Source organism: Salmonella sp. 5800 (assembly GCF_046558195.1).
GTDB lineage: Bacteria > Pseudomonadota > Gammaproteobacteria > Enterobacterales > Enterobacteriaceae > Salmonella > Salmonella enterica.
In genome coordinates, this window is sequence record NZ_JBGDOX010000002.1 from 40,910 (window position 1) to 56,625 (window position 15,716).

Consider the following 15,716-nt stretch of genomic DNA (forward strand, 5'->3'; position numbering starts at 1 on the left):
AAGGCATTATCTGAGAATGCCGCTTTCTTGCCGCAGCGTCTCTATCCCGGAAATACGATGAATAAACAAGCATCTCAACCCCGCGCTATTTACTACGTTGTCGCCCTGCAAATTTGGGAGTACTTCAGCTTTTATGGTATGCGCGCCCTACTGATTCTTTATCTCACCAATCAGCTAAAATACGACGATAACCACGCCTATGAGTTATTCAGCGCTTATTGTTCGCTGGTCTACGTAACGCCAATTCTCGGCGGCTATCTGGCGGATAAGGTGCTTGGCAACCGAATGGCAGTCATGCTGGGCGCATTTTTAATGGCTATAGGTCATTTAGTGCTGGGCGCCAGTGAGATCGCGCCGACATTCCTTTATCTGTCGCTGGCGATCATTGTCTGCGGCTACGGCCTGTTTAAATCGAATATTAGCTGCCTGCTGGGCGAACTGTACCAGCCGGAAGATCCGCGCCGCGACGGCGGGTTCTCGCTGCTTTACGCAGCGGGCAATATTGGTTCGATCGTGGCGCCTATCGCCTGCGGCTATGTGCAAGAGGAGTACAGTTGGGCGATGGGCTTTGCGCTCGCCGCCATTGGTATGCTGGCAGGGTTAGTGATCTTCCTGTGTGGAAATCGTCATTTCACCCACACTACCGGCGTGAATAAAGCCGTGTTGTGCGCCAGAAACTACCTGCTGCCGAACTGGGGCTGGCTGTTAATTCTGCTGGTAGCGGCGCCGTTGCTGATTACCGTTCTGTTCTGGAAAGAATGGTCAGTCTATGCCTTAATCGTGGCGACCGCGATCGGCCTGGTCGTGCTGGCAAAAATTTATCGTCAGGCGCAAACGACAAAACAACGCAAAGAACTGGGGCTGATTGTCACCCTGACCCTGTTCAGTATGCTGTTCTGGGCGTTTGCCCAGCAGGGCGGCAGTTCTATCAGCCTGTATATCGACCGCTTTGTGAACCGCGATATTCTGGGCTATTCCGTTCCTACCGCCATGTTCCAGTCGGTGAACGCCTTTGCCGTGATGCTGTGTGGGGTCGTCCTGGCCTGGCTGGTTAAAGAGAGCGTAAGCGGTAATCGCACCGTGCGTATCTGGGGCAAATTCGCGCTGGGTCTCGGTCTGATGAGCGCCGGATTCTGTATTCTGACCCTGAGCGCACGCTGGTCCGCCGCTTACGGACACTCTTCAATGCCGCTAATGGTGCTGGGACTGGCGGTGATGGGCTTTGCCGAGCTGTTTATCGACCCGGTCGCCATGTCGCAAATTACGCGCATTGACATCCCCGGCGTCACCGGCGTATTAACCGGAATTTATATGCTGCTGTCCGGCGCGATAGCTAACTATCTGGCAGGCGTCATCGCTGACCAGACCTCGCAAAGCGCCTTCGACGCCAGCGGCGCGGTTAATTACGCCATCAACGCCTATGTGGATGTTTTTGAACAGATCACCTGGGGCGCGTTAGCCTGCGTAGGGGTTGTCCTGCTGATTTGGCTGTATCAGTCCTTCAAATTCAAAAGCCGCGCGCTGGCCGTCGAATCCTGATAGCAGAAGGCCCGGTAGTTTGCGCTACCGGGCCTGTATCACGCCCCTTTTCTCGCCGCCTCATAGGCGGAAAGCGTCGCGATTCTCGCCTGTTTGTGTTCAACAATGGGCCGAGGATAATCAAGCACGACTCCCGCTTTTTCCGCCCACCGCCACGGCTCGTGAATCGCTTTTCCAGGGATATCGCGTAATGCCGGTAGCCACTGGCGGATAAATTCGCCGTCGCGATCGAACCTCTCTCCCTGAGTCGTGGGATTAAAAATACGAAAATAAGGCGCGGCGTCAGTACCGGTTGAGGCGGCCCACTGCCAGCCGCCATTATTGGCGGCAAGATCGCCGTCAATAAGCTGCGACATGAAATAGCGCTCCCCCAACCGCCAGTCAATCAGCAGATCTTTTACCAGAAAGCTGGCGGTAATCATGCGTAAACGGTTATGCATCCAGCCCGTCGCGTTAAGCTGGCGCATCGCCGCATCGACAATGGGATAACCGGTTTCGCCTTTCTGCCATGCCTGAAAATAGTGTGGCTTCTCCTGCCACGCGACGCGTTTTGTCCAGCGGATAAACGGCTGGTGTTTGCATAATGCCGGATACCAGGTCATTAAATGACGGTAAAATTCCCGCCAGATGAGTTCATTCAACCAGACGCTTCCCGGTCCGCCGTCCAGCGCCTGCGGCTGCTCCGCCAGTAATCGGTGCAGGCACTGTCGCGGCGACAGGCCGCCCGTCGCCAGGCTGGCGGAAAGCCGACTGGTGCCTTCAACCGCAGGGAAATCCCGCTGTGACTCATACCCGTCTGCGCCCTGCGCGCAAAACTGACGTAGCTGCGCGATGACCGCGTTTTCTTCCACCGGGAAAAGCGCGGCGTCAAACGCCTGTTGCGGGTAGTTAAGCGAGACTGGCGTTAAGGGTGTAGAAAGCGCGCCGCTCACCCGGATCTTCGGGGCCGGAACGCATGGCGGAATATCCTCTTTTAGCCGTTTCAACCAGGCGTTTTTAAACGGCGTAAAAACTTTATACATTTCATGATTGCCGGTCATCACCGCGCCGGGCGCCAGAATCACGCTATCGTCAAAGCCTTCGCAGATGACAGAGGGCAGCGTTTTTTCCACCGCCGCATCACGCTGACGCTCGTTAAACTCATACTGATAGTTATAAAACAGATGGCTGACGTCATGCTGTCGGCAAACATTTTTGACCGTTTCAATACTGGCGTTAAAATCCGCCACTTCATGAAACAGCAGCGGAATGCCTTTCTCTGCAAGGGCCGTCTGTAGCGCATTGAGCTGCGCGCTGATGAATGCCGCCTGCCGCGGCGCCATATCATGAGCCTGCCACTGGGCGGGGGTGGAAATATAAAGCGCCAGCACCCGCGCGGATGCATCGCGGCAGGCGGCGGCCAGCGCAAGGTTATCCTGTAAACGCAGATCGCGCCTGAACCAGACTAAATGGGTGGGCATACAACTCCTGAAAGATGAAACGTCACGGCGAATAGCGTTAAACAGTGTAGACCCTGGCGCATAAAAAAACCGCCAGCGTGGCGGCTGACGGTTTTTCAGGCTGGTCGCGATTAATAAAAGTCGCAGGTGGCTTTTTCAGCCTGCGCCATCCATACCGGCTTATCACTGGTTTTCGACCAGACACGGTGCAGATAACTATAAAAACGCGCGCGGTCTTTCCAGAAGAGCATCACCGGCAGCGCCAGCACGCCTGCGATCACCGCGAAAGCACGACGGACAAAAATGACATGCGCCGGATAGTCTTTATAGTGTTCCATACATTTCCCCCCTTTATACCGACGCTACCTGCCCCGGTATAGATTGAATCGGTGAATAGCACCGAAAAATTGAACCTCGTTACCTGATTAAAATAGTACCGCTTTCGGTGTAATTTTACTACTCATCCGACCACTTATTTTCACGCTTTTCCAGCAGATTTACATTCAAAACGTAAATTAGTTACAAAAAGGTTAAATTAATACTAACCATTAGTTAAATAATGGTCTTTGCCATTTTTATACTTTTTTTACACTCCGCCCGCCAATTTTTGCGAAATCTTTGCAGCCAAAAAATTACCTTTCTCAGGAGTAAAACAATGCCACTGGAGGTGCTCTGTGAGTGCAGGCGTGATAACCGGCATCGTGCTGGTTTTCTTACTTTTAGGTTATCTGGTCTATGCCCTGATTAATGCGGAGGCGTTCTGATGGCCGCGCAAGGATTTTTACTGATCGCCAGTTTTTTACTGATTTTATTGGTACTGGCGAAACCATTGGGTTTGGGCCTGGCAAGGCTAATCGCCGCCGTTCCGTTGCCGGGCGTGGCTGGCGTTGAGCGTATCCTCTGGCGGACTCTTGGCATTACCGACCACAAAATGAACTGGCGTCAGTATTTACTGGCGCTACTGACGCTCAATCTGCTGGGACTGGGCATCCTGTTTTGCCTGCTATTCTGGCAGGAGTGGCTGCCCTTAAATCCGCAGCGGCTACCGGGGCTGTCCTGGGATCTGGCGCTGAATACCGCCGTCAGCTTTGTCACCAATACCAACTGGCAAGCCTACAGCGGCGAAAGCACGCTGAGCTACTTTAGCCAGATGGCGGGGCTGACGGTGCAAAATTTCCTGTCGGCGGCGACCGGGATTGCGGTGGTTTTTGCACTTATCCGCGCCTTTACGCGCCAGAATGGGCACACGCTGGGTAATGCCTGGCAAGATCTGGTACGCATTACGCTATGGATATTATTTCCTGTCGCGTTAATTATCGCGCTGTTTTTTATCCAACAGGGCGTACCGCAAAACCTGTCGGCTTATCAGCCCATCACCACTCTTGAAGGCGCTAAACAACTCTTGCCGATGGGGCCGGTTGCTTCGCAGGAGGCGATCAAAATGCTTGGCACTAACGGCGGCGGTTTCTTTAACGCCAACTCTTCGCATCCGTTCGAAAACCCCACCGCGCTCACTAATCTGGCGCAGATGCTGGCGATATTTTTGATTCCAGCCGCGCTCTGTTTCGCCTTTGGCGAAGCGGCGGGCGATCGCCGTCAGGGACGCGCGCTACTGTGGGCAATGTCATTCATTTTTGTGGTCTGCGTAGCGGTAGTGATGTGGGCGGAAGTTCAGGGAAATCCACATCTGTTGGCGGCAGGCGCGGACAGTAGCGTCAACATGGAGGGTAAAGAGACACGCTTTGGCGTGCTGGCCAGCAGCCTGTTTGCCGTCGTCACGACCGCGGCGTCCTGCGGGGCGGTAAATGCCATGCACGACTCGTTTACCGCTCTGGGCGGTATGGTGCCGATGTGGCTGATGCAAATTGGCGAAGTGGTCTTTGGCGGCGTCGGTTCAGGCCTGTATGGCATGTTGCTGTTTGTCCTGCTGGCGGTGTTCATCGCGGGGCTGATGATCGGTCGCACGCCGGAGTACTTGGGGAAAAAAATCGACGTGCGCGAAATGAAAATGACCGCGCTGGCGATTCTGGTCACACCGATGCTGGTCTTGTTGGGTTCGGCGCTGGCGATGATGACGGATGCCGGACGCAGCGCAATGCTGAACCCTGGCCCGCACGGTTTTAGCGAAGTGCTATATGCCGTCTCCTCTGCCGCCAACAACAACGGTAGCGCCTTTGCGGGTCTGAGCGCTAACTCGCCTTTCTGGAACTGTTTGTTGGCGTTCTGCATGTTCGTCGGCCGTTTCGGCGTGATTATTCCTGTCATGGCCATCGCCGGATCGCTGGTCAGTAAAAAAGTACAGCCGGCCAGTCAGGGAACGCTGGCGACCCACGGCGCGCTATTTATTGGACTGCTCATCGGCACGGTACTGCTGGTCGGCGCGCTGACGTTTATTCCTGCCCTGGCGCTTGGCCCGGTAGCGGAACATTTCTCTTTACCTTGAGCGATGCGGAGTACATTGATATGAGTCGCAAGCAACTGGCGCTGTTTGAACCTGTTTTACTCGTACAGGCGCTAACGGATGCCGTAAAAAAATTAAGCCCACGCGCCCAGTGGCGTAACCCGGTGATGTTTGTGGTCTGGGCCGGCAGCGTGCTAACCACCTTGTTAACACTCGCTATGGTAACAGGACAAATAGCGGGAAGCGCCCTGTTTACAGGGGTGATCAGTCTGTGGTTATGGTTCACCGTACTGTTCGCCAATTTTGCCGAAGCGCTGGCGGAAGGCCGCAGCAAAGCCCAGGCAAACAGTCTGAAAGGAGTGAAAAAGACCGCGTTCGCTCGCCGCCTGCGCGCCCCGCGCCATGATGCGCAGGCCGATAACGTGCCCGCCGCTGAACTGCGGAAAGGCGACATTGTCCTGGTCAAAGCGGGCGATATTATTCCCTGCGACGGCGAGGTCATCGAAGGCGGCGCCTCGGTGGATGAAAGTGCGATTACCGGCGAATCCGCGCCCGTGATCCGTGAGTCCGGCGGCGATTTCGCCTCTGTCACCGGCGGCACGCGAATTCTTTCCGACTGGCTGGTGATTGCCTGTAGCGTCAATCCTGGCGAAACCTTTCTTGACCGGATGATCGCGATGGTGGAAGGCGCGCAGCGGCGGAAAACGCCTAACGAGATTGCCCTGACGATTTTGCTCATCGCCCTGACCATTGTCTTTTTACTGGCGACCGCCACCCTGTGGCCCTTCTCCGCCTGGGGCGGTAACGCGGTCAGCGTCACCGTGTTGGTGGCGTTGCTGGTGTGCCTGATCCCCACCACCATCGGCGGGCTACTCTCCGCCATTGGCGTAGCCGGAATGAGCCGAATGTTGGGCGCGAACGTCATCGCCACCAGCGGCCGCGCCGTAGAAGCCGCGGGCGATGTCGACGTGCTGCTGCTGGATAAAACCGGCACTATCACGCTCGGCAACCGCCAGGCGTCCGATTTTATACCCGCCCGAGGGGTGGACGAACGCACGCTGGCTGACGCCGCGCAGCTCGCTTCGCTGGCCGACGAAACGCCGGAAGGCCGCAGCATTGTGATCCTCGCCAAACAGCGCTTTAACCTGCGTGAACGCGATGTGCAGTCGCTTCATGCCACCTTTGTTCCGTTTACCGCGCAAAGCCGCATGAGCGGAATTAATATCGATAACCGGATGATCCGTAAAGGCTCGGTGGACGCGATTCGGCGTCATGTCGAGAGCAATGGCGGCCATTTTCCCGCCGATGTCGAGCAAAACGTCGAGAACGTGGCGCGTCTGGGCGCGACGCCGCTGGTGGTCGTGGAAGGCGCGCGCGTACTGGGTGTTATCGCCCTCAAGGATATCGTTAAAGGCGGCATTAAAGAACGTTTCGCCCAGCTACGAAAGATGGGCATTAAAACGGTGATGATCACTGGCGATAACCGCCTGACGGCGGCAGCGATTGCCGCCGAAGCCGGTGTGGACGATTTTCTTGCCGAAGCCACGCCGGAAGCCAAGCTGGCGCTGATCCGTCAATATCAGGCGGAAGGACGGCTGGTCGCCATGACCGGCGACGGCACTAACGATGCCCCGGCGCTGGCGCAGGCTGACGTCGCGGTGGCGATGAACTCCGGCACCCAGGCGGCAAAAGAAGCCGGTAATATGGTGGATCTGGACTCTAACCCGACCAAGTTGATTGAAGTGGTGCATATCGGTAAGCAGATGCTGATGACGCGCGGCTCGCTCACCACTTTCAGTATCGCGAATGATGTAGCGAAATATTTCGCCATTATTCCCGCCGCGTTTGCCGCTACCTATCCGCAGCTAAACGCGCTCAACGTGATGGGGCTGCATTCGCCGAACTCCGCCATTCTGAGCGCGGTGATCTTTAACGCCCTGATTATCATTTTTCTGATCCCGCTGGCATTAAAAGGTGTGAGTTATAAGCCGCTTTCCGCATCGGCCATGCTGCGCCGTAATTTATGGATCTATGGTCTGGGTGGTCTGGTGGTGCCGTTTATTGGTATCAAAGTGATTGATGTGCTGCTGGGTCTGGCGTGAGGTGTATGATGATCGGTTTACGTCCTGCTTTTTCGACAATGTTATTTCTGCTGTTATTGACCGGCGGCGTGTATCCGCTTCTGACCACGGCGCTGGGGCAGTGGTGGTTTCCCTGGCAGGCTAATGGCTCGCTGATTCATAAAGACAATGTGATACGCGGCTCAGCGCTTATCGGACAATCGTTTACCGCCGCGGGCTATTTTCATGGCCGACCCTCCGCCACCGCCGATACGCCTTATAATCCACTGGCGTCGGGCGGAAGCAACCTGGCCGCCAGCAATCCCGAACTGGATGCGCAAATTCAGGCCCGCGTCGCCGCGCTACGCGCCGCTAACCCCCAGGCGAGTTCCGCGGTTCCGGTTGAGCTGGCGACAGCATCGGCAAGCGGGCTGGATAATAATCTGACGCCCGGCGCCGCGGCATGGCAAATCCCCCGCGTAGCGGCGGCTCGCCAGCTTCCCGTTGAACAGGTCGCGCAACTGGTTGCAGAATATACGCACAGGCCGCTGGCGCGCTTTCTTGGGCAACCGGTGGTGAATATTGTTGAGCTTAATCTGGCGCTGGATGCGCTACAGGGACACAGAGCGAAATGAACGACGAACCCTTGCGTCCTGATCCGGATCGCTTGTTGGAACAAACGCCCCCGCCCCACCGGGGGAAGTTGAAAATTTTCTTCGGCGCCTGCGCAGGCGTCGGAAAAACCTGGGCGATGCTGGCGCAAGCGCAGCGGCTGCGAGCGCAGGGGCTGGATGTGGTGATCGGCGTGGTAGAGACGCATGGCCGTAAAGAGACCGCCGCGCTACTTGACGGGCTGACCATTCTGCCGCCAAAACGTCACTCGCACCGGGGGAGGCAAATCCGCGAATTTGACCTGGATGCCGCCCTCGCCCGGCGTCCGGCGCTGATTTTAATGGATGAGCTGGCGCACAGTAACGCGCCTGGCTCACGCCATCCTAAGCGCTGGCAGGATATTGAAGAGCTGCTGGAAGCGGGAATCGACGTTTTCACCACCGTGAACGTACAACATCTGGAAAGTCTGAACGATGTGGTGAGCGGCGTCACGGGGATTCAGGTGCGCGAAACCGTCCCCGATCCCTTTTTTGATGCCGCTGATGAAGTGGTACTGGTCGATCTGCCGCCCGACGATCTGCGCCAACGGCTCAACGAAGGTAAAGTGTATATCGCCGGTCAGGCGGAACGCGCTATTGAACATTTTTTCCGCAAGGGCAATCTGATCGCCCTCCGCGAGCTGGCGCTACGCCGGACAGCCGATCGCGTGGACGATCAGATGCGCGCCTGGCGCGCGCATCCGGGCGAAGAAAAAGTATGGCATACCCGCGATGCGATTTTACTGTGTATCGGGCATAACACCGGCAGCGAAAAACTGGTGCGTACCGCGGCGCGTCTGGCCTCCCGGCTCGGCAGCGTCTGGCACGCCGTCTATGTCGAAACGCCAACGTTACACCGCTTACCGGAAAAACAACGGCGGGCTATTTTAAGCGCGCTGCGCCTGGCGCAGGAGCTTGGCGCGGAAACCGCCACCCTGTCCGATCCCGCCGAAGAGAAAGCGGTCGTGCGCTATGCCCGCGAACATAATCTGGGGAAAATCGTCATGGGCCGCCCGGCGTCGCGACGCTGGTGGCGACGTGACGCTTTCGCCGACCGTCTTGCCAGGCGCGCGCCGGATCTCGATCAGGTGATCGTCGCGCTGGAAGAACCGCCAGCCCGCGCATTGGCGCAAGCGCCTGATAACCGACCTTTTAAAGAGAAATGGCGTGGGCAGATTCAGGGCTGTCTGGTCGCCGTGGCGCTTTGCGCCATCACCACGCTTATCGCTATGCAGTGGCTTGTCACCTTCGACGCCGCCAATCTGGTGATGCTCTATTTGCTGGGCGTAGTGGTGATTGCGCTGCTTTACGGACGCTGGCCGTCGGTGGTGGCGACGGTGATTAACGTGGCGAGTTTCGATCTCTTTTTTATCGCGCCACGCGGTACGCTCGCCGTTTCGGACGTGCAGTATTTGCTGACCTTTGCCGTGATGCTGACGGTTGGTCTGGTGATTGGCAATCTTACTGCCGGGGTGCGCTATCAGGCGCGCGTCGCCCGTTATCGGGAACAGCGTACCCGCCATTTATATGAAATGTCTAAAGCGCTGGCCGTCGGGCGTAGCGAACATGATATCGCCGCGACCAGCGAGCGGTTTATCGCCTCGACGTTTCAGGCGCGCAGCCAAATTTTGTTACCTGATGCTAACGGTAAGTTGCTGCCTCTCACCCACCAGCAAGGCATGACGCCGTGGGACGACGCAATTGCGCGCTGGAGTTTTGATAAAGGCCAGCCTGCCGGCGCAGGCACCGATACCCTCCCTGGCGTGCCTTATCAAATCCTGCCGCTGAAAAGCGCCGATAAAACGTACGGTCTGGCTATCGTCGAACCGGGTAATTTGCGTCAGTTAATGGTGCCGGAGCAGCAACGCCTGCTGGAAACATTCACTCTGCTTGTCGCCAACGCGCTGGAACGGCTGACGCTGACCGCCAGCGAAGAACAGGCGCGTCTCGCCAGCGAGCGAGAAAGTATTCGCAACGCTCTGCTGGCGGCGCTGTCGCATGATTTACGCACGCCGCTGACGGTATTGTTCGGCCAGGCGGAAATTTTGACGCTGGATTTAGCCAGCGCAGGATCGCCCCACGCGCGTCAGGCCAGTGAAATCCGCCAGCATATTCTCAACACCACCCGGCTGGTGAATAATTTGCTGGATATGGCGCGTATTCAGTCCGGCGGGTTTAATCTTAAAAAAGAGTGGCTGACGCTGGAAGAGGTCGTCGGGAGCGCGTTACAGATGTTAGAGCCGGGTTTATTGCATCCGATTACATTGTCGCTGCCGCAACAGTTAACGCTTATCCATGTCGATGGCCCCTTATTTGAGCGCGTCCTGATCAACTTGCTGGAAAACGCCGTTAAGTACGCCGGGCCGCAGGCCAGTATCGGCATTGATGCTGCGGTTAAGGACGATCGTTTACAACTGGATGTCTGGGATAACGGGCCGGGTATTCCTGCGGGGCAAGAACAGAAGATTTTCGATAAGTTCGCCCGCGGCAACAAAGAGTCCGCCGTCCCTGGCGTGGGGCTGGGGCTGGCGATTTGCCATGCTATCGTAGAGGTACACGGCGGCACGCTTACCGCCTATAATCGACCGCAGGGCGGCGCCTGTTTCCGTGTGACGCTGCAGCAAGGAAAGCCACCTGAACTTGATGATTTTCATGAGGATATGTGACAAACGTTCTGATTGTTGAAGATGAACAGGCCATCCGCCGCTTTCTGCGCGCCGCGCTGGAAGGCGACGGCCTGCGCGTGTATGAAGCTGAAACATTACAACGTGGTTTACTGGAAGCCGCCACGCGAAAGCCCGATCTGATTATTCTCGATCTCGGCCTGCCGGACGGCGACGGAATCGATTTTATTCGCGACCTGCGTCAGTGGAGCGCAATACCGGTGATTGTCCTTTCCGCCCGCAGCGAAGAAAGCGATAAGATTGCCGCGCTTGACGCCGGAGCTGATGATTACCTGAGCAAGCCATTCGGCATTGGCGAGCTGCAGGCGCGTTTGCGCGTCGCGCTGCGACGGCACGCCGCCAGCCCTTGCGCCGATCCGATCGTCCGCTTTTCCGGCGTGACGGTCGATCTTGCCGCACGGTTGATCCACCGTGGCGACGAAGAAATTCATCTGACGCCGATTGAGTTCCGCCTGCTGGCGGTATTACTCAATAATACCGGCAAAGTATTAACCCAACGGCAGTTATTAAACCAGGTCTGGGGCCCTAACGCCGTGGAGCATAGCCACTATTTGCGCATCTATATGGGACATTTACGCCAGAAACTGGAACAAGATCCCACCCGCCCACGCCATTTTATTACCGAAACCGGAATTGGCTATCGCTTTATGCCGTGAATAGCTATTCATTATTTTTAAATAACTTCTAATTTTTATGTCATTTATTTTCGGCGTCGCGAATAATTATTTTCGCGGCGATATTATATTTTATGGAGAATATAAAAAACATATAATTAACATTTAAGAAACAATCCGTTATTTCACAGCACGATATGCATAATCGCCGACTAATTATTTTTCAAATGATCGTTTTTTGTTGATCTGGTTCACAGATTGCTGGCGCTTCCTGGATAAAATATCCATGCTTTCAATAAATCAATGAAAGGACCTCAAAATGGAAAATAATAATCGTTTTATGCCCCATATAAGGCGGACAACGCATATTATGATGTTTGCCCACCGTAATAGTTTCGACTTTCATTTCTTTAATGCCCGGTAGTTTTTCTGCTACGGGTACTTCAGCATACAGGTCTTTCCGACCCTTATGTCATTCAGGTCTATTGCCTAAATAACTCGAATTGTTAAAAGCGACAGTACGGTAATTCCTTTACGCCCAGCCAGCTAACTATATGGTTTGACAGAAGAAATTCCGACTCAGCGCAATTTTAGTTATCGCGGTTTCTGCCTGTATATCGTAGTACTCAACTCCTTAAATCCTGAATTTCCTGCAACCGGACGGGTTGGGATTTATTACATCTAAAATAAAGCTAATTTACTGATTTTTTTATCAGCGGGATAGCTTTGATTTTTTCCGGAAGAATCAGTTTCTCATGCGAGAAATTGAGGGCCTGCTATTACCTGAAATAAAGAGATGAAAAATGTCAGAATTAAAAATTGCCGTTAGCCGTCATTGCCCGGATTGTTTTTCTACACACCGTAATATTGTAAATGTTGATGAGAGTCGTTTCATCGACGTGGCTGCCATCGTGTTATCCATCGACGACATTGAACACGGAAAACTCGATGAAATCGACGCAACGGGTTACGGTATTCCCGTGTTTGTCGCGACTCATGACGAAGGGCGCGTACCGCCTGAGTATTTGCCGCGTATCTCTGGTGTATTCGAATATAATGAATCCCGTACTGCCTTCTATGGTCGCCAGTTGGAAACCGCAGCAAGCCACTACGAAACGCAGTTACGTCCGCCGTTTTTCCGCGCGCTGGTGGATTATGTCAACCAGGGCAACAGCGCATTTGACTGCCCGGGGCATCAGGGCGGCGAATTCTTCCGCCGTCATCCTGCCGGTAATCAGTTCGTGGAATACTTTGGCGAAACGCTCTTCCGCTCCGACCTATGCAACGCGGACGTGGCGATGGGCGATCTGCTGATTCACGAAGGCGCGCCTTGCATTGCGCAGCAACATGCGGCGAAAGTCTTTAACGCCGATAAGACCTACTTTGTGCTGAACGGGACCTCCTCCTCTAACAAAGTCGTACTCAACGCGCTGTTAACGCCGGGCGATCTGGTACTGTTTGACCGTAACAACCACAAATCTAACCACCACGGCGCATTATTGCAGGCGGGCGCAACGCCAGTTTATCTGGAAACCGCGCGTAACCCGTATGGTTTTATCGGCGGGATCGACGCTCACTGCTTCGAAGAAGATTACCTGCGCGAGCTGATTAGCGAAGTCGCGCCGCAGCGTGCCCGCGAAGCACGTCCATTCCGTCTGGCCGTCATCCAGTTAGGCACCTACGACGGTACCATTTATAACGCCCGTCAGGTCGTCGATAAAATTGGTCATCTGTGCGACTACATCCTGTTTGACTCCGCCTGGGTCGGCTATGAACAATTTATTCCGATGATGGCCGATTGTTCGCCGCTGCTGCTGGAACTGAACGAAAACGATCCGGGTATTCTGGTGACGCAGTCCGTTCACAAACAACAAGCCGGTTTCTCCCAGACCTCGCAGATCCATAAAAAAGATAGCCATATCAAAGGGCAATCGCGCTACGTTCCGCATAAGCGCATGAACAACGCCTTTATGATGCACGCCTCCACTAGCCCGTTCTATCCGCTGTTCGCCGCGCTGGACGTTAACGCCAAAATGCACGAAGGCGTCAGCGGTCGCAATATGTGGATGGATTGCGTGGTTAACGGCATTGATGCCCGTAAATTGATCCTCGAAAACTGTCATCACATCCGTCCGTTCGTACCGGAACTGATTGATGGTAAGCCGTGGCAGTCATACCCGACGTCAGAGATCGCCAGCGATCTGCGCTTCTTCCACTTCGTTCCGGGAGAACACTGGCATGCGTTTGAAGGCTATGCCGAACATCAGTACTTTGTCGACCCTTGCAAACTGCTGCTCACCACACCGGGCATTAATGCAGCGAGCGGCGAATATGAAGACTTTGGCGTTCCTGCCACGATCCTCGCCAACTTCCTGCGCGAGAACGGCGTTGTGCCGGAAAAATGCGACCTCAACTCCATTCTGTTCCTGCTGACGCCGGCAGAAGACATGGCGAAGTTACAACAGCTTGTCGCCCTGCTGGCTCGTTTCGAAAAACTGCTGGAAGCTGATGCGCCGTTAGCGGAAGTATTACCGTCCATCTACAAACAGCATGAAGCGCGTTATGCCGGCTACACCCTGCGTCAGCTTTGCCAGGAGATGCACGATCTCTATGCGCGGCACAACGTGAAACAGCTGCAAAAAGAGATGTTCCGTAAATCGCATTTCCCGAAAGTCAGTATGAATCCGCAAGAGGCCAACTATGCCTATCTGCGCGGCGAGGTCGAACTGGTTCGCCTGCCGGAAGCGGAAGGTCGTATCGCGGCTGAAGGCGCTCTGCCTTACCCGCCGGGAGTGCTGTGTGTAGTTCCGGGTGAAATCTGGGGCGGTTCTGTCCTGCGTTACTTCAGCGCCCTGGAAGAAGGGATCAACCTGCTGCCGGGCTTTGCGCCTGAACTGCAGGGCGTTTATATCGAAGAACACGACGGCCGTAAGCAGGTCTGGTGCTACGTCATTAAACCTCGTGACGCGCAGCGCTCCCTGCTGAAGGAGGAAAAATTATGAGTAAACCTAAATCCAATAAAATGGGTGTCGTGCAGCTCACAATTCTGACTATGGTCAACATGATGGGCTCCGGGATCATCATGCTACCGACCAAACTGTCTGAAGTCGGCACGATATCCATTATCTCATGGCTGGTCACCGCCGTCGGCTCGATGGCGCTGGCCTGGGCGTTTGCGAAATGCGGTATGTTTAGCCGTAAATCCGGCGGCATGGGCGGTTACGCCGAATATGCCTTCGGTAAATCCGGCAACTTTATGGCGAACTATACCTACGGCGTCTCGCTGCTGATCGCCAACGTGGCTATCGCCATTTCCGCTGTCGGCTATGGCACCGAACTGTTCGGCGCCGCGCTGACGCCGCTCCAGATCGGCCTGGCGACTATCGCCGTATTGTGGGTTTGTACTATCGCAAACTTTGGCGGCGCGCGTATTACCGGACAGATCAGTAGCGTTACCGTTTGGGGCGTCATCATTCCGGTTGTCGGCCTGTGCATCATTGGCTGGTTCTGGTTTAGCCCCAGCATGTACGTAGCGTCATGGAACCCGCACCATGTTCCGTTCTTTAGCGCGGTCGGTTCTTCCATCGCCATGACGTTGTGGGCATTTCTTGGACTGGAATCCGCCTGCGCCAACGCAGACGTGGTCGAGAATCCGGAAAAGAACGTCCCCATCGCGGTACTGGGCGGTACGCTGGGCGCGGCGGTCATCTATATCGTTTCGACTAACGTGATTGCCGGGATTGTGCCGAACATGGATCTGGCGAACTCCACGGCGCCGTTTGGTCTGGCGTTTGCCCAGATGTTCACGCCTGCGGTAGGTAAAGTGATCATGGCGCTGATGGTAATGTCCTGCTGCGGCTCGCTGCTGGGCTGGCAGTTCACTATCGCCCAGGTCTTTAAATCCTCCGCTGACGAAGGCTATTTCCCGAAAGTCTTCTCTCGTGTAACGAAAGTCGACGCGCCGGTACAGGGGATGCTGATTATTGTGATTATTCAGACTGGCCTGTCGCTGATGACCATTAGCCCGTCGCTGAATAGTCAGTTTAACGTCCTGGTTAACCTGGCGGTGGTGACGAACATTATTCCGTATATTCTGTCGATGGCCGCGCTGGTTATCATTCAGAAAATGGCGAATGTGCCGTCATCAAAAGCGAAAGTCGCTAACTTCGTGGCCTTCGTTGGCGCCATGTATAGCTTCTACGCGCTATATTCCTCCGGTGAAGAAGCCATGCTGTACGGCTCAATTGTGACCTTCCTCGGCTGGACGTTATATGGCCTGGTCTCACCGCGTTTTGAATTGAAAAATAAACACGGCTGATGGCATGCCCG

General features: G+C 55.1%; 12 protein-coding genes. 10 read left to right on the plus strand and 2 right to left on the minus strand.

Annotated elements, in window-relative coordinates:
* Positions 1–57 precede the first annotated feature (57 nt).
* A complete protein-coding gene (locus ACLJZ5_RS05200; protein WP_001041128.1) occupies positions 58–1,539 on the plus strand; it encodes an MFS transporter in 1,482 nt (493 codons plus the stop codon).
* Positions 1,540–1,577: 38 nt separating this feature from the next.
* On the opposite strand, the gene phrB is transcribed toward ACLJZ5_RS05200, so the two are convergent.
* Together phrB and ACLJZ5_RS05210 are read right to left on the minus strand one after the other, a co-directional pair.
* Positions 1,578–2,999 carry a deoxyribodipyrimidine photo-lyase gene (gene phrB / locus ACLJZ5_RS05205; protein ID WP_024798238.1) on the minus strand — a complete coding sequence of 474 codons (1,422 nt, stop codon included), beginning with the start codon at positions 2,997–2,999 and terminating at the stop codon, positions 1,578–1,580.
* A 110-nt stretch (positions 3,000–3,109) separates the two neighbouring features.
* Positions 3,110–3,316, minus strand: coding sequence for a YbfA family protein (locus ACLJZ5_RS05210; protein ID WP_000401437.1), 207 nt, complete (start codon positions 3,314–3,316; stop codon positions 3,110–3,112).
* Positions 3,317–3,652: 336 nt separating this feature from the next.
* Between ACLJZ5_RS05210 and kdpF the strand changes: the two genes are divergently transcribed.
* The 9 genes from kdpF to potE all read left to right on the plus strand — a co-directional run bounded on the left by kdpF (position 3,653) and on the right by potE (position 15,705).
* Positions 3,653–3,742 carry a K(+)-transporting ATPase subunit F gene (gene kdpF, locus ACLJZ5_RS05215; RefSeq protein WP_001670793.1) on the plus strand — a complete coding sequence of 30 codons (90 nt, stop codon included), beginning with the start codon at positions 3,653–3,655 and terminating at the stop codon, positions 3,740–3,742.
* Positions 3,742–5,421: a potassium-transporting ATPase subunit KdpA gene (kdpA, locus tag ACLJZ5_RS05220; RefSeq protein ID WP_024798237.1), complete on the plus strand. Its 1,680-nt coding sequence runs from the start codon at positions 3,742–3,744 to the stop codon at positions 5,419–5,421. The genes kdpF and kdpA overlap by 1 nt, the downstream gene beginning before the upstream one ends.
* A 20-nt stretch (positions 5,422–5,441) precedes the next feature.
* Positions 5,442–7,481 carry a potassium-transporting ATPase subunit KdpB gene (kdpB, locus tag ACLJZ5_RS05225; RefSeq protein WP_024798236.1) on the plus strand — a complete coding sequence of 680 codons (2,040 nt, stop codon included), beginning with the start codon at positions 5,442–5,444 and terminating at the stop codon, positions 7,479–7,481.
* A gap of 8 nt (positions 7,482–7,489) precedes the next feature.
* The gene (kdpC, locus tag ACLJZ5_RS05230) at positions 7,490–8,074 is read left to right on the plus strand and encodes a potassium-transporting ATPase subunit KdpC (RefSeq protein ID WP_000579804.1); all 585 of its coding nucleotides are present in this window, start codon (positions 7,490–7,492) and stop codon (positions 8,072–8,074) included.
* The gene (kdpD, locus tag ACLJZ5_RS05235; protein ID WP_024798427.1) at positions 8,071–10,755 is read left to right on the plus strand and encodes a two-component system sensor histidine kinase KdpD; all 2,685 of its coding nucleotides are present in this window, start codon (positions 8,071–8,073) and stop codon (positions 10,753–10,755) included. Before kdpC ends, kdpD begins: the two co-directional genes overlap by 4 nt.
* A complete protein-coding gene (gene kdpE / locus ACLJZ5_RS05240; RefSeq protein ID WP_000186054.1) occupies positions 10,752–11,429 on the plus strand; it encodes a two-component system response regulator KdpE in 678 nt (225 codons plus the stop codon). Before kdpD ends, kdpE begins: the two co-directional genes overlap by 4 nt.
* A 277-nt stretch (positions 11,430–11,706) precedes the next feature.
* A complete protein-coding gene (speFL, locus tag ACLJZ5_RS05245; RefSeq protein ID WP_015632840.1) occupies positions 11,707–11,811 on the plus strand; it encodes a leader peptide SpeFL in 105 nt (34 codons plus the stop codon).
* 379 nt (positions 11,812–12,190) lie between these two features.
* Complete coding sequence (speF, locus tag ACLJZ5_RS05250) at positions 12,191–14,389, plus strand: ornithine decarboxylase SpeF (protein WP_001292402.1); 2,199 nt, start codon at positions 12,191–12,193, stop codon at positions 14,387–14,389.
* Positions 14,386–15,705, plus strand: coding sequence for a putrescine-ornithine antiporter (gene potE / locus ACLJZ5_RS05255; protein WP_000042658.1), 1,320 nt, complete (start codon positions 14,386–14,388; stop codon positions 15,703–15,705). Before speF ends, potE begins: the two co-directional genes overlap by 4 nt.
* Positions 15,706–15,716: the final 11 nt, after the last annotated feature.

Excerpts from the sequence above, each read along its gene's own strand:
- ACLJZ5_RS05200 (WP_001041128.1), top strand. The coding sequence starts at position 58 with ATGAATAAACAAGCATCTCAACCCCGCGCTATTTACTACGTTGTCGCC.
- phrB (WP_024798238.1), bottom strand. The coding sequence starts at position 2,999 with ATGCCCACCCATTTAGTCTGGTTCAGGCGCGATCTGCGTTTACAGGAT.
- ACLJZ5_RS05210 (WP_000401437.1), bottom strand. The coding sequence starts at position 3,316 with ATGGAACACTATAAAGACTATCCGGCGCATGTCATTTTTGTCCGTCGT.
- kdpA (WP_024798237.1), top strand. The coding sequence starts at position 3,742 with ATGGCCGCGCAAGGATTTTTACTGATCGCCAGTTTTTTACTGATTTTA.
- kdpB (WP_024798236.1), top strand. The coding sequence starts at position 5,442 with ATGAGTCGCAAGCAACTGGCGCTGTTTGAACCTGTTTTACTCGTACAG.
- kdpC (WP_000579804.1), top strand. The coding sequence starts at position 7,490 with ATGATCGGTTTACGTCCTGCTTTTTCGACAATGTTATTTCTGCTGTTA.
- kdpD (WP_024798427.1), top strand. The coding sequence starts at position 8,071 with ATGAACGACGAACCCTTGCGTCCTGATCCGGATCGCTTGTTGGAACAA.
- speFL (WP_015632840.1), top strand. The coding sequence starts at position 11,707 with ATGGAAAATAATAATCGTTTTATGCCCCATATAAGGCGGACAACGCAT.
- speF (WP_001292402.1), top strand. The coding sequence starts at position 12,191 with ATGTCAGAATTAAAAATTGCCGTTAGCCGTCATTGCCCGGATTGTTTT.
- potE (WP_000042658.1), top strand. The coding sequence starts at position 14,386 with ATGAGTAAACCTAAATCCAATAAAATGGGTGTCGTGCAGCTCACAATT.